The organism is uncultured Psychroserpens sp., from assembly GCF_947501425.1.
Lineage (GTDB): Bacteria > Bacteroidota > Bacteroidia > Flavobacteriales > Flavobacteriaceae > Psychroserpens.
The window spans coordinates 56,262-71,847 of the sequence record NZ_CANMVN010000004.1 but is presented as its reverse complement, the minus strand read 5'-3'; the positions used below and the strand labels follow the sequence as shown (position 1 = coordinate 71,847).

Below are 15,586 nucleotides of genomic sequence, written 5' to 3'. Positions count from 1 at the left end.
ATATTATTCTTTGATAATTCTTTTGGTAACAACGCCATCAATAGTTTTAATTTTTAGGAAATAAGCACCAGAGCGTAATTGCTCCACGGTCATTGATTTCGTGTTTCTTAATGCGATGACTTGTTTTCCGAGGATATCATATAGTTTAAGCTCAAGGACTTCTAATTCTGTAGATACATGAAGAATATCAACGGCAGGATTTGGGTACACTGCTATGGTGTAGTTTTCAAGTTCGATGTCATCGATACTTAATGTTTCTAGCATGAAATCTTCTTGTCCTGGTACCAGACCACCAAAATAGTCTTGTGTGGTAGTATTGTCAATATTAGAATTGTAGAAGCTATTCACTGCACCTCCTAATCCAATTGCTATTGGATCGGTATTGGATAGAAGTTCTAATAGTCCAGACGTGGGCATATTACTAATATCAAAAGAGACCAGAACAAATGGTGTATCTGTCGTATGAGATAATAGTGTTTGACCAGGAGGTAAATTCAGAACAAAGGCATCTCTTGTGCCATCACCCAATCCAGCTCCAGTAAGTTGCGCTGCAGTGACCTGATTTGATGTCCAATCTCTGCCGTTAAATTGAGAAACGTTAATAATGTCTGCATCTCCTGCTGGTAGCATCAATGCAAAACCTATATCTGAAATATCAGTGTTAGTACCATCAAAACTTGGTACAGCTACTACTGAGAAATTATAGTCTGTGTTATGAACAATACCAAATTGATAATCTTGTGAAAATCCAGAATATGCTATTGTTAATGTAATGAGTAATGTGTAAAGATTTTTCATAATAACTTTTTTAATTGTTTGGAGGAACTGTTGTTGATATAATAAATGTTGGTAGATTAAGAATATTAGCAGGATGATTAAGAATATTATCCTTTATGATATTACTATCGTTTGGTGAGCCCGAAAATCTTGCTGTACTATTTAGATCAGCATCCTGAATGAGGTAACCTAATGAGCCATAAGTGATAAAGTTTAAAATGTTACCAGGATCAGCAAGAATATAATCTTTGATGGCGTTAACATCGTTGTTACTACCAGAGAAGACAATCGCATTATCATTGTTTGTATCACCAGCCCATAATGCTGTGTCACCTGAATTTAAAACGACTTGTGCATTACTTCCAAAAGTTGAGAAACTAGTGTCAGTAAAATCTACAAGTGTTGATGTAGTATCGGACAAATTAATCACAGCAGAGCTCATTGCTCCTAAATGATTTCTATGTTTAACAACCACAAAATAATTGGTTGGTGCAGCTTGCATGATTACAGAGGAGCTTCCATCTAAATCTACTACATCACCATCGCGTTGTACTAATGCAGATCTGCCATTAATGAGACGTTGGTTATCGTTAGCAGCTCTCAGTTCTATCCAGATCCAGTCTACAATGGCATTGTTTCCTGTAACACTAAATACTGAAGCGTTACACATAGCAGCATCTGGATAAGGACTGGTTGTTGGTAATAAAGCGTCTTCTCGTAAGTTGTCATTCATTAAATTGGCTGAAGCTGGGTTTAATAATGGTCCCTGTAAAAATACTTTTGGGTCAATGAGAATTCTTAGTTCTGCATTGATAAAGCCTTCGGAAATTGATATGCTTGAAGTACTTAATTCCTGAACATTGACTTCGCCAATGGTATAAACGATTTGTATATTTCCTGAAGTTGATGATGCGCCTCCAGAGTCAATACTGGATTTTACTATGGTTTGCGCATTCAGAATGAAGACGCTAAACAGGAGTATGATGCTAGAAAGTGTTCTCATAATGTTATTGTTTATTTATTAATGTTTGAACTAATGATTTCAGCTCATCAATTTGTTTTTGTTGATTGTCTATAAGGGCCTGCTGTTCTTGGATGGCTTTTATTGCAATCACACTAAAGGAACCATAATCAATTCCGTAGAGATTATCTGCTTGAGAATAATGAACCACTTCAGGAAAAATAGATTTCACCTCCTGAGCAATAAATCCTAGTGCTTTAGTTCTGGACGAATCACTCTTATAGAAATAGGAGGTTGGTCTTAGTAAATTAACTTTAGCAAGAACAGTATCCATATTAATTATGTTTGATTTCAAGGTGGCGTCTGAGGACTGTGTATAAGCACCTGTATTTGCATTAATAAAACCTCTAAGATTTCCTCCGTAATGAAAACGAAGTGAAAAACCATGGGTAATGTCCCAGTCACTATTTGCTGTGCCATCATCAAAGCGTAAGCCTGTCCCAACAGCCTGCCCCTTTTGATAAAGCTCTAATCTTGCAGTTGGGGTACCGTCGACGCCAACTTTGCCATCACCTGTAATGGTTAGTTTATCTCCAGCTCCGGAGGCATTTCTAAAATAGAAATTTAACCTAGCATTTGCTGCAGTAGATGAAGGTAAACCAGCTACGTGCCAGTATGCTCCACTAGTAACGTCGTTAGTTAGTTCTAATCTTGCATAGTCATTACCAATTTCTTCAAGTTTTAGATGTGGTTTAGTAAGTCCAGAATTATTTCTAATATGTGCCCATGCAGAAGGTGTTGCACTTGTTCCTATTTGAAACTCTCCACTTTGATTAAACTTAAAACGTGTACTAAAAGAATTACTACCACTAGGTTTTGAACGAAATAGTAAGTCTGCTCCGGCATTTGTGGTGCTAAATCGCCATAGATTTCCATTATCAGGAAAACCTAAAAGTAAAGCTCCCACATTAGATTGAATAAGGAGATTACCTGCCACATGCATTTTTTCTTCTGGTTCATCAACACCAATACCAACATTACCTTGTCCGGTAGTTAATGCTGCTGTACCTGATAGTGTTGTGTAAAAATGACCTCCAACTCCGCCTCCAAAGCCATATCCTTGTACACCAACACCATCTACTGACTCGGACACACCTTGAACACCAGCATAAAAGCTATTTTTAGAAAACCCATAAACGCCATGAGCATTAGTTGAATATCCTAAAACACCAGCTCGATTTGCAGGAATAGTCGCTCCATCTGATCCTGTTGTTCCTACCAAACCGTAGGATGCATTGGTACTCGTATTGTGAATATGAAATGCGGCGCCATTTGATAAGGTGGTGTTGTCATAGTACGGCAATTCAATAGCTTCTGAGGACATAGCCTTGTCTGCTACTTTAGCATATGGTACTGATTTAAATTCTGTGGTACCCATGTCAACAAATCCAGAGCCTGTATTAATTTGTACATTAAGAGAATGGTCATTACTTCCCCAATCTATAGTTGAAAAATTTCCTGAGGTAGGAGTGCCTTCACCAATGTTAATTATAATTATACCATTTTCATCGGTTGTAGGAGCATGAGTTTCTGTGTATACATTTGTAGAACCTCCTTCAAGTATGGCAAATTGAACAAAAATGTTTTCATTAACTAGAACATTTCCAATATTGTCCTTAATAACTGCCTTATAGTTGATACCGTTTTGAGCATAACTTAAGCAGGTTAATAATAGAATAAGTATTGTGAATTTTGATTTCATGATGTGATTTTTAAATAGAAAAGGAAACAACGCTAACTCCACGTTTTATTTGTTGTCTCCTTTTCTCAATTGATTAATAGCTTCGTTTTATTCTTTAATGAATTTTATAGTTTTAATAATTTCATTCTTTAATAATAAATTGAGTTTATAGGAACCCTCTTTTAAATGATCGATACTTAGGTATATCGTTTCATCTTTTTTTTTTGGATGATTATCCATGTTAGTTAGCTATTGAATTCTTTATGGATGTAAAATTATAGGGAAGTCATTGTTGAGAATACAAGATATGTTTCAAAGCATGAAACATATGTAACATATTGTAATATTAAGTTTTAATATGCTGAAAATAAGGTGATTGTAATTTTTATTTTTTCAGATTATAGTCGCTTGGCGTACAATTGTATACGTCTTTGAAACACTTGATGAAGTATGATGGTGTGTTAAATCCAACTTGATAGGCAATCTCAGAAGTAGTAGCATCAGACTTTTTTAGAAGTTCAATGGCTAATTTTAAACGTTGGGATCTTATAAATTCCGAAGCACTCATTCCTACAATGGCTTTTAATTTCCTGTGTAGTTGTGTTCGACTCATGTTCATAGCAATAGAAAATGCTTCACTTGTAAAATCTGAGTCTGTGATTTTGTCATCGAGAACAGTTTTTAAACGCTTTAAAAAATCAGCTTCGGTAGAGGTGATGGATAGTTCAGGATTAATGTTAAAATCTTTACTAAAGTGCTTTTGTAGTTGTTGTCTGTTTTCAATGAGTTTTTTTACTCTTAACTCTAATTTTTCGCTATTAAAAGGTTTTGTGATATAAGCGTCGGCTCCAGTTTTTAAACCTTCTATTTCGTTTTCTTCACCCACTTTGGCTGTTAGAAGTATGATAGGAATATGACTTGTGAGTTCATTGTATTTTAAGGTGTTACAGAGTGCAATACCATCTTGTACAGGCATCATAACATCACTAATAATAATATCTGGTATGTATTTTAAAGCTGTATCAATACCAGCTTTGCCATTTTCAGCTTCAACAATTGTATAGGAATTTTTAAAAATGGAAGCTACAAAAGCTCTTATATCATTATCATCTTCTACTATTAATAAAACGGGTGAATCGTTATTTTCATTTGATTGCGCATCTGTTTCATTTGACCGAGGTTCGGTATCACTTTGAATTTTAATTTCCGAAGTATCAAAAGCAGTTTTATGAATAGGTAAGGTGACCGTAAATTGAACTTTATCATTATCGACCGTATTAGCAGTGATATTACCTTTTGATAAATTTACTAACTCTTTCACAAGAGCCAAACCAACTCCTACACCTTCAGAGGCTTCATTATCCTGATAAAAGCGTTGAAATAGTTTTGCAAAGTTGCTTTTAGATATGCTTATGTTTACGTTGATTATCGATAACACTAAATTATGATCCTGATCATTGGCATCTATAATTATTTTGCTGTGTTCTGGAGCATATTTTATAGCATTTGACAATAAATTAGAGACGATCTTTTCTATAGAATCTACATCAAACCATACCTGATCTAGGTTATTTATAGTACTGATAATATTAATGTGTTTCTCATCAGCTTTATACTGAAAAGCAGCTACGATTTGTTTGAGAAGAATGTTAAGGTTCCCTTCTGTAACCTGCAAGCGTAATTGTCCCGAATCTATCAATGATAAATCCAGCATTTGATTTACCAGATTAAGCAACCTGTTTGCATTTTGTTTGACCAGATTGAGCTCTTTACGGTCTTGTGGTTCTAATGTGTCTTTAGATAATTGATGATCTATTGGGCCTGAGATGAGGGTTAATGGTGTTCTGAATTCGTGGGAAATATTAGTGTAGAGTTTTGTTTTGAATTCGTCCAGTTGTTTCAGTCGTTCAGTTTCGGCATGCTCCAATCTGAATTGTGTTTCTAATTTCCACTTAAATTTAAAATAACTGAATACAGCATAGATACCTAAAATTAGCAGGAGTCCGTATATAGTGTATGCTAGGTTTGTTTTATACCAAGGTTTTAATATTTCAAATGAATAACGGGTAGGTGTCTTATTCCAAATACCTTCATAGTTACTCGATGTAACTAAAAACTTATATTCGTTGGGAGGTAAGTTGGTGTAATGTGCTACATTATTATAACTTGGTTTGGACCAATCTTCATCGTGGTTGAGCAATTTATAGCGATATAAGTTTTTTGAAGGTTCAGAAAAGTGTAAGCTGGCAAATGTAAATGTTAGTGTATTTTGATTATGACGAAATTTGGCCATAGGTGTCATGTCTTGACCTTCGTTAAAGATCTCAAACTTAGAAATGACAGTTTTGGGTTTGACTTCATTGCTGGTAAGATTACTAGGTGAAAACCAATTGATTCCTTCAAGTCCACCAAAAAACAATGTGCCATCATCTGCTTTGAAATAGGCACCTGTGTTAAATTCAAAGGATTGTAAGCCACTATTCTCAGTATAGTTTTCAGCATAAAATGTTCGTTTGTCCTTTGGATTAAATCGTGTAATTCCCTTGTTAGAACTCAACCATAAATTCCCGTTTTCATCTGGTAAAATACCATAAATGACATTGTTAGATAAGCCATATTCAATCGTGTACGTTGTAATGCTTTTATTTAAAGGATAAAATGCCTTAATACCATTACCATTGGTGCCTATCCATAAAACATTGTCATCATAATATAGAGATTTTATTTTGTCAGGAATTTCATTTACAGATTCAATTTGCTTGGTTTTTGTATTTAAAAGAAAGAGCCCGTTGTTTTCACTTCCAATCCAAATGTCATCACTAGATCCCTTTTCTATGGTTCTAATATTGTTAGAGGTTAACGCTGAATTGTCAGTATTATATTGCTGTATTACACCATTGTTCTTTTCATAAAGTATAATACCACTATCTCTTGTACACAACCAAAACTGATTTGGTGCATGTTTTATGATCTTCCAAATTGTTTCGTTTTGTAATGCATCAATTGTTGAAATATTACCATTAGACTCTAAAACTTGTAACCCTTCACCTTGATGCCCAATCCACAAATCATCATCAAATAACAAACTCATAATCCGGTTACTATTGAGTGATGTGTTTTTTGTAGTATATGATCTATAAATGTCTTTATCTAGATTGATCGCTGTTAAGCCTTTTCCTGAAGTACCAATCCATATGGTTTTTTCATCATCGTAAGCAATTGCTCTTGCAACATCTACTGGTATATCTTTAGGAGTTTGATCATTTGTAATTCTATTAAATTTAGTGAGATGCTCATCATAATAGCTTAATCCAGCGCCATCAGTACCTAACCAAACAGTACCAGTATAATCTTGAAACAGACATAATACATCATTGTATTGTAAGGCATAAGGGTCGTCTTTATTTTCACTGAAATGTGCAACGCTATTTTTTTCAATATCTACAATGTATAAACCATTTCCGTAGGTTGCTATCCATAGATTATTACTGGTGTCAGTCAATATATCCTGGATATTTAGTGTTTCAGGTAATTTAGGATGTCTAAATTTTTTAAACGTTTGTGCATCTTTAGATTTATAAAACAGACCATTCTCAAAGCTACCTAACCAAATGGTTTCGTCTTTTGATGTCGTAACGGCACTGAAGTTTTTGTGATTATTTTCAATACGCACTGGCTCCAGATTATTATTTGTGATTTTAAAAAGTTGTGTAGATGTAGCGATGTAATGTGTATTGTCAAATTCAATTATATCATAGATGTTTAACTGTTTAAGCTGACTATCGAATACTTTAAGCGTGTCATTTGATTTCGAATTTATCTTGTATAGACCATTTCCAAAGGTTCCGATGTAATAATTGTTTTCAGAATTTTGAACAATAATACTAGCATTATTAATCTTAGGAATGAATGTAAACTTTTGAGTGTCACGATTAAATTTTTCAAGGTGACCTGAGTTACTGATAATCCATAGGTTATCCTGTTTGTCTACATATAATTTTCCCAGCTTGCTGTAGGTTGGTCTTGTGACATCTTCAAATTGTTTATTGAAAAAAGAGAATGTTCTACCATCGTATTTGTTGAGTCCGTCTTGAGTAGCAAACCACATATAACCTGTAGTATCCTGAGCAATACTAACCACACTATTTTGTGATAGACCTTCTGCTACTGTTAATTCACGAAACGATACTTGTTTTGAATCTTGAGCAAAAGCACTAAAACTTACAAAAAGAAGAATGATAGTAACAATACGAATCATCAATAACTAATATTTGAACTTAAAGTTAAGTAATAAAAGCGAAATAAAAGTGAGATGATTTAGCTAACAGCTAGTTATCTCTTTAATGCAAAGTGGCCAGAAAAGGTTCTGCCATCAATTAAAGTGACTACAAACCAATAGTCATCGCTTGGAAGGGGTTGTCCATTTAGTGTACCATCCCATCCAGCACTGCTGTTATTAAACTGTGTTAGTAATTTTCCGTAGCGATTAAAGATTTTAATATCTGTACCTTGGTTAAAATCTGAATTGACACCATACACTTGCCAGCGCTCATTAAATGAATCACCATTAGGCGTGAAAAATTTCGGAAAGCCAAGTACCGAAATGGTTTGCTCAACAATGCCACAACCATTGAGATCTCTTACAAAAACCGTGTGAAACCCAGGTGACACATTTAAAAATGTATTGTCCCCTTGATAATTACCCTCAGGATCATCTAGAGCAAATTCGTAATCGCCTTCTCCTGAAACTTCAACAGTTACCGTATTGTTGGTAGTTCCTTCGGAAATGATGATATCATCAATAGTAGCAAGATTTGAAGCCAATACTGTAATTGTTCTGCTCGACGAACAACCATTGGGATCTGTGACGATAACAGTATAGGTTCCTGGTTCATTTATGTCATTAAATGTTGTATTTACTGCTGTGGGACTTCCATTGAATAACCATTCGTAATAGTAATTGTTGGGTAGATCATTTAATACACCACCAACAAGCGTTAGGGTTTCCGGAAAGGTATTCAGACAATAAATTACAGTCTCATTAGCTTGTAATACAGGTGTGTAAAGTACGATCAATTCAGCAGTAGTAATAGAATAGCACTGATCATTACTCACTACTTTTACAAAAATGGTTTGCGTATTCGGAGTTGTATTCTGAAATGTGCCAGATATGGTATTGGTCTCTGAAAATGCATCTGCTTCAGTTTCATAGAATGTGACTTCAGCATCCATCGGAATTTGAGATGCAATCGTCGCTGTAATCTCGTTGAGGTCAAAACTCGCAAATCCGTCAACAGTATCACCATCGCAAACTTCAAGAGGAGGGATGCTAATGGTAGTATTTGAGATTTGAAGTTCTACTTGGGCAATACTAAAGCAATTCGCCTGATTCTCAACTCTGGCATATACGGTTTGAAAAGGTGTAGTATTCTCAAAGGTATTTCCACCAACTATGGCATTTATATTCTGTTCGGCGTCATTTTGGGTGAGGAAAAAGTCGCTGATAAAAATAGATGAATCATTATTAGTCACCAGAGGTTCTACATCATACAAGTTGTAAAACGTTAAGCCATCCTGATTTTGATCGCATTCTGTTAGAATAGAATCAAAAACAATTGGGTTTTCTGCGTACTCTATAATCACTTCGCCAAAGAGAACACAAGTATCTTTTGTGATTTCAACGTTGTAAATCCCAGCTTCGGAAACGTCTAATGTAGTTCCTGTTTCAGCTAATAATTCTACACCGTCTTTAAACCATTTGTAAGTATTGTTATTACCTGATTCGTTGGTTTGGATTTGATAGGTGTCGTTACCACATATGGCAGTACCATTAGCGACCAAACGATCTGGTCCAAGATCTGTTGAAAGTCTGAAACTTCCTGCTTCCAGAAATACTGCTGAGTCAAATCTAAAGTTTTGCTCATCAGCAATCACTAGTTTTACGTGATAAGTCTCATTGGGAATAACTTGCGCTGTAGCCGTAAGTATTTTTGTTTGTCCGTTGAAATTAATCGGACTCACATCACCATTAAAACTTTCAAAATAGGCTTCGTTTTCTGCAGGGCATCCACCAGGAATATCAGGATGAACAGTAGTTACTTTTACAGGTGTATTGGTGCCTGGAACTATAGCAATATTAGTGTATTGTTGTCCATTAACAGGTCGAATTAAAAATCCAAACAAATCGGAGAAATTACAAGTATTAGGATTTCCTTCCTGATATTCTTCAGAAGCAAAAATATATCTAAAACTAATTTCTGTAGCCACAGAGGTAAAGTCAAATTCTAAGATTGTGGCATTTAGTGTATTGGTTTCGTTCAGTATGGATTCAAGTTCAGAATCACCAGCCCAGTCCGTTGCATCATCATCACTAAGCGTTGTATTAGGTCCAGGCACATTAGATAATCTGCCAGTACTTAAAACGATTCCTGTTTCAAAAGGAAATGTGGTGCCTGTAGCATCAAAAAAACCATAGCTTTGATCTGAATTTCCAAAATTGCCACCAACCACATTTGTCACTAGAACATTGTCAATACAATCACTATCAATAAGAATGTCTTCAACTAATTGTTGAGCTGAAAAGGATTGACTATCTACTGTAATGTTTTGACTAAAAGACATCACAGTGAATAGAAAACAAAGAATATTTACAGCGAATTTCATTTGCAATTTTTCCGATTGCAAAGATACGTATAGATGCTGTTGTTAAACCTTAAAAAGTGTTAAGATTACTTTTATAGTCGCAAAGTAAAATGACCTTTGACCTGAAATGCGATGTTATCTTTTTTAACATCGGCAACAAACCAATAATCATTGGCAGGCATTAGGTTTCCGTTATAAAAACCATCCCAACCTTTATCGTCAGAATCTAATGTTTTAAGTAGTTTTCCATAGCGATCATAAATATATACTACAGTTCCGGTTAAGGTCTCCACACCTGTAATATGCCATGTATCGAAATACCCATCATTATTAGGTGTGAAAAATTTTGGTGCATCAATAACAACGATTTCTTTAGATACTTCTGCACAACCATTAAGATCGATAATAGTGATGGTGTGGTAACCAAGACTTACATTTTGAAAGAAACCATTATCCTGTGGTGGATTATCATCTAACTGATAGAGGTAATTTCCTATACCACTAACAGTAACCGTAATATTATTAGGATCGGAAAAGTCAACCGTTTCTGTAATTTCTATTGTAGCAGCTTCAGATTCTGAAATTGTAAATACTCTGGTTGTTGCGCAACCAAATGGTGAAGTTACTGTAACCGAATAGGTGCCAATTTCAGTTATTTCAATCTCAGGAGTAGTTTCATTTGTAGACCATAAATAGGTGTCTCCTATATTATTTGTATTTGCTGATACTAGATGTGGTAAATTATCTAAACAAATAAACTGATCATTAATATCAACAACTGGTTTTGGGTGTACAATGGTTTCAAACTGTGTAATGCTATAGCATCCTGTTGTGGTGTTCTCCACACGAGCATAAATGATTTCGTTTGATATGGCTTCATATGTGTTTCCTAAATCACCTACGCCTTCTTCGGCTAAAATGTCATCTGTGTAATAAGACACTGTAAAGATATTAGGGTTCTGACCACCTAAAATTTGTGTGTTTTGTTGTGAGAGATCAAAAACTAAAAAGCCATCAAAGTCATCATCACAATCTTCTAGATTTGAGGGCTGATTTGCATTAGGTAAAGGATTGACCTGTAAGTTGAATTGATAAACAGCGAAACACAATGTTGTTGTAAATTCAACTCTTGCAAACAAGGTATCATTATTGGTTTGATATGAATAGACGTTATCTAATGCATTTTCTTGATGTCTTGCATCAGCATCAGAAATGTAGTAGGATACTAATACATTTTCAGTTTCAGCAAGTAATATAGAGTTAATCTCTGACAGGTCTGTTGTATTCGTTTCATTGTCACAAATAGAGTATGATCCAAAATCATTGATAGCAGGAGGTAGATTGACATTCAATTCTAATGGTACTGTTACGAAGCAGTTTGAGATTGTATTATTGATCTTAATGAATACAGTTTGCGGATTAGAGATGTTGGTATATGCTCCAGGATTTTGAATGGCATTAGTGTCTGCTTCCAGATCTTCTATAGTTTCAAAATAGGTGACTGTAATATCATCTTGTCTCACGTCTAGAATGTCAAATTCTGCTTGTGTAATATCAAAAACCGTGAAGCCGTCATAATCATCGTCACACATTGTCATTGGTAAAGCTGGATTAGCTTCAGGAGATTGAATTACATTTAGTTCAAAACTAGTAATGGAATTACATATGGTACCATTATCAATAACTGCAAAGATTTGCTGCGGATTTACGGTATTGTTAAACTGAAGCGGGATAGGATTGTTTAAATTTTCAGCGTCAGATAATGAGGTGTAAAATGTGACATCTAAGGTATCATTTATACCTTCTGAAATTTCCTGAATTTTATCATTAAGATCAAACGTTTCACTTCCGTCGTTCAGTATGTCATCACAAACAAACCAATCGGTTGGTGTATTGTATAGAGGATTTGTTCCTACTTCAATGATAAAAGAAGTCGTATCATAACAATCAGAATCAGTAATGTTTTCAACTCTAACAATTATGGTTTGTGGGTTTGATATATTTTGGTAAGCAGTAGTTTTGTCTATTGCATTAGTATTATTATCTGCATCTGTTTGGTTTAAAAAGTAAAATACTTCTTTACCTGTTTGCCCATTTAAGATCTCTATATCTTTAGTTGAAAAGATAAAGTCTCCAATACCATCACTAGTATCTTCGCAAATTTTATAATTAGAAATTGCAGTAAAATTTGGAAGTGTATTCACTATGATCTCAAAACTTTCTGTTGAGTGACAGCCTGTAATTGTATTTTCAACTCTTACAAATACGGTTTGTGTATTTGCAGCGTATGATGAGGTAGATGAAATAGGATTTGTATTGCTATCAGCATCACTTTGTGTATTGTGAAATGTAATAGCTCTATCAGTTGTATCGTTGACTACTTCAGAGATTTTAGTCTCTAAATCAACAATGAAGACGCCATCCTGATCATCATCACAAATAATGATATCTGTGGGTTGATTAGAGAGTGGTGCTGGTAAAACTTCAATTTCGAAGCTGTTAATATCTGAACAGGAATTTACATTAGCTGTAATTCTTGTGTAAAAGGTTTCAGGATTTGAAACGTTGTTATATTGGGTTGGTAACGGATTTACATTGTTGTTTGCATCATCTTCAGAAGCAAAATAAGTGACTGTAAATTCTGAGGTTTGATTGTTTGTTACAAGTGCATCAAACTGACTTAGATCAATAAGTGTAAATCCGTCTTGATCAATATCACACACGGTTTGATCTTCAATAGGTTCAAATTCAATAATAGGTAATAATACCAAGTCAAATTGTGAGACTTCCTGACATGACGGGCTCGTTAAAGTAATGAATATGGTTTGCGGATTAGACGTTGGTGCAAAAGGCACAGATGTATCAATAGGATTGATTTGATTGTCCCTGTCAGTTTCAGTTAAATAGTAATCGATATCGATGTTGTATTCCATAACTTCCTCAACATCATTAATGATTGCCGTAGAGATATTTGTAAAAATAAATTCTTCATATCCATCGTTATCTTCATCACATCTAGTGAAATCTCTAATGTGTGTTGCCGTTAAAAGAAGATTGGTATGAATCTCTATTGGAGTTGTAGAGGCACAGCCAGTATTGGCGTCTTCTACTCGTATATAAAGTGTTTGCTCATTAATGACGGTGTTGGCATAGTTGGTTGAATTTGCTACAGCATTTATACCAAGATCTGCATCTTCCTGTGTTTCATGAAACGTTACATTAACACCAGTTATACCTTCTAATACATCATCTACAATAGAGGTGAGGTCAAAAGTTGCAAATCCATCATGATCCGTATCACAGGCATCGATATAATGATTATTTGTGTTTATCACAGGATTGTTCAATACTTCTATATCAAGTGTGGTTGTAGTTGAACAACCAGTATTAATATTGGTAACATTAACAAATAGAGTTTCTGTTGAGTTAGTATTTACATAAGGTAACGGAATTGCATTTGTACCACTATCAGCATCATTTTGTGTATAGTGATACGTCACTGCCAAATCAAAATTCCCGTTAGTTATCTCATCATCTTTTTGTGAAAGATCTATTGTTGTAAACCCGTCACCTGTTGCGTCATCACAAGTTAATAGAATTGTAGGTTGAGTAATAACAGGTAAAGCATTTACAATAAGATCAAAATTTTGAAAAGCGAGACATCCATTGGTGGTGTCTTCAATTCTAACAAATATGGTTTGTGGATTTGATGTATTCTGAAATGTTCCTGAAATGGCATTTAATCCATTTTGAGCATCATTAGCTGTTAAATGATAAGATATTGAATACGTTGATGCTGGAACTGCAGCTAAAACTTCGGTGTCTTTAGTTGAAAGATCAAAAGTTTCAATGTTATCTGCACTAGCATCATCACAAAGTTCATAATTGGAAATTGAACCTGCAGATTGTGTAGAACTTAAGGTAACGTTGACAGTATCTTCTATAAGACAGGTAGAACCTGCTAAGGGAATTTCAATTGCTACATGATATTCACCAGATTGAGTTACATCGAGTGTTGGTTGTACTTCACCAGGAATTTCGTTATTGTTTAGAAACCATGAATATGTAGCAAGTGGATTGTCAATATTTCCATCTAGACTAACAACATCTGCACAGGTCTGAATATCTGCACCAAGATCAACGGTAGAGTTGAAACTGTTACCTTCAATAAATACGGCAGAGTCATAATTTCTATCAGTTTGATCAGCTATAATTAACTTTATATGATATTGTACATTAGGTTGTATGCTTGTGCTGGCAGTCATTACTGTAGTACGACCATTATAATTGGTATCTCCTAAATTATAACCATCAAAGAATTGTCCATTTGAAGCATCACAAAATCCAACAATCTCGTCGTGAATAGTATTTGTATTTACAGGAGTTGAGGTTCCTGGAATTACAGCTATGTTGACATAAGGATCATTTGTACCAGCCTCTTTGATTAGAAAAGCGAAGCCATCAGAATACTGACATGGGAAATTTCCGAAGTATTCTTCGGAAGCTAAAATGTAATTAAACTGTATTTGATTGGCAACTGAAACAAAATCAAATTCTATAGATGTTGCATTTAAAGTACCTGAAATTCCCAATGCAGTCTCCAGATCCGGATCTGTTGTCCAATTAGGTTGTCCTTCATTTAATATAGCAGTGTTTACTGTATTTCCTCCAGAAGTTGCATTACCTGTTGATAGCATAATACCGTTTTCAAAAGGAAAATTTGATCCAGCACGCTCAAAATAGGCAAAGCTGTTAAAGCCGTTAACCTGACCATTAACTTGAGATTGAATATTAGAGGTTTCTACACAGCCTTGAATAAGATTGTTTTCTATGAGTTCTTGCTCTGTAAACGAGTTATTGATACTAATTTGTTGTGCACTAACAATGCAGCATAGTAGACATGCGAATATGTGGAGGGATTTTTTAATAAACGTCATTTGCAAGCGGTTAAGTTTATGGCATCAATAGTGGTTAGTTTGGGGCACATGTGATATTGATATCCTATTGGGTGGAAAAATAGGTGTAATTAAGACGAAATACAAAAAAACACGATGAAATACATTAAATTTTAACATTTAATCCGTATGCTCTATCAATTTTAGATATAATGATAGTTTTTGAGAGTTAAGTGTATTTTTATTTGACAATTGACAGAGCAGACTAATAATCTATTTTTATAATTTCAGTTGTGGTGAACATATTTACACTTTCATTGAAAATCTTAAATTTTATTTCACTGATTTGCTTTGTGAATTTATCCCTAAAAAATCTAATACTCTCTGTTTTTAATTTTTTAGGTAACACGTTATTATGATCTACACAAAAGCAAAAACCACTATTGAAATTGCCTCCTACGGAAACCTTATTCTGTAGTGCAAAATCAATTATTTCATCAATTAGAATGTCTTCTTTAATTGGAGCTATTTCTTCCTGTAGCTTGATTTTAAAACATAATTCTCTCATTT

Annotated in this window: 7 protein-coding genes; all 7 read right to left on the bottom strand. The window is 34.5% G+C overall.

The features are described from left to right. Positions 1-3 precede the first annotated feature (3 nt). The 7 genes from Q0951_RS07080 to Q0951_RS07050 all read right to left on the bottom strand — a co-directional run bounded on the left by Q0951_RS07080 (position 4) and on the right by Q0951_RS07050 (position 15,584). Positions 4-798: a T9SS type A sorting domain-containing protein gene (locus Q0951_RS07080; RefSeq protein ID WP_299335806.1), complete on the bottom strand. Its 795-nt coding sequence runs from the start codon at positions 796-798 to the stop codon at positions 4-6. 10 nt (positions 799-808) lie between these two features. Beyond that, the gene (locus Q0951_RS07075; protein WP_299335804.1) at positions 809-1,780 is read right to left on the bottom strand and encodes a hemagglutinin protein; all 972 of its coding nucleotides are present in this window, start codon (positions 1,778-1,780) and stop codon (positions 809-811) included. A gap of 4 nt (positions 1,781-1,784) precedes the next feature. Continuing rightward, positions 1,785-3,500: a tail fiber domain-containing protein gene (locus Q0951_RS07070; RefSeq protein ID WP_299335802.1), complete on the bottom strand. Its 1,716-nt coding sequence runs from the start codon at positions 3,498-3,500 to the stop codon at positions 1,785-1,787. A 364-nt stretch (positions 3,501-3,864) separates the two neighbouring features. Continuing rightward, on the bottom strand, positions 3,865-7,737 hold the full coding sequence (locus Q0951_RS07065) for a hybrid sensor histidine kinase/response regulator transcription factor (RefSeq protein ID WP_299335800.1): 3,873 nt from the start codon (positions 7,735-7,737) through the stop codon (positions 3,865-3,867). Between the two features lie 74 nt (positions 7,738-7,811). Next, on the bottom strand, positions 7,812-10,142 hold the full coding sequence (locus Q0951_RS07060) for a choice-of-anchor L domain-containing protein (RefSeq protein WP_299335798.1): 2,331 nt from the start codon (positions 10,140-10,142) through the stop codon (positions 7,812-7,814). A gap of 71 nt (positions 10,143-10,213) precedes the next feature. Further along, entirely contained in the window at positions 10,214-15,058 is a 4,845-nt protein-coding gene (locus Q0951_RS07055; protein WP_299335796.1) for a T9SS type B sorting domain-containing protein, read from the bottom strand. Positions 15,059-15,281: 223 nt separating this feature from the next. Then, a complete protein-coding gene (locus tag Q0951_RS07050) occupies positions 15,282-15,584 on the bottom strand; it encodes a hypothetical protein (RefSeq protein WP_299335795.1) in 303 nt (100 codons plus the stop codon). Between the last annotated feature and the right edge of the window lie 2 nt (positions 15,585-15,586).

Coding starts and splice junctions, on each gene's coding strand:
- Q0951_RS07080 (WP_299335806.1), bottom strand. CDS start 798: ATGAAAAATCTTTACACATTACTCATTACATTAACAATAGCATATTCT.
- Q0951_RS07075 (WP_299335804.1), bottom strand. CDS start 1,780: ATGAGAACACTTTCTAGCATCATACTCCTGTTTAGCGTCTTCATTCTG.
- Q0951_RS07070 (WP_299335802.1), bottom strand. CDS start 3,500: ATGAAATCAAAATTCACAATACTTATTCTATTATTAACCTGCTTAAGT.
- Q0951_RS07065 (WP_299335800.1), bottom strand. CDS start 7,737: ATGATTCGTATTGTTACTATCATTCTTCTTTTTGTAAGTTTTAGTGCT.
- Q0951_RS07060 (WP_299335798.1), bottom strand. CDS start 10,142: ATGAAATTCGCTGTAAATATTCTTTGTTTTCTATTCACTGTGATGTCT.
- Q0951_RS07055 (WP_299335796.1), bottom strand. CDS start 15,058: ATGACGTTTATTAAAAAATCCCTCCACATATTCGCATGTCTACTATGC.
- Q0951_RS07050 (WP_299335795.1), bottom strand. CDS start 15,584: ATGAGAGAATTATGTTTTAAAATCAAGCTACAGGAAGAAATAGCTCCA.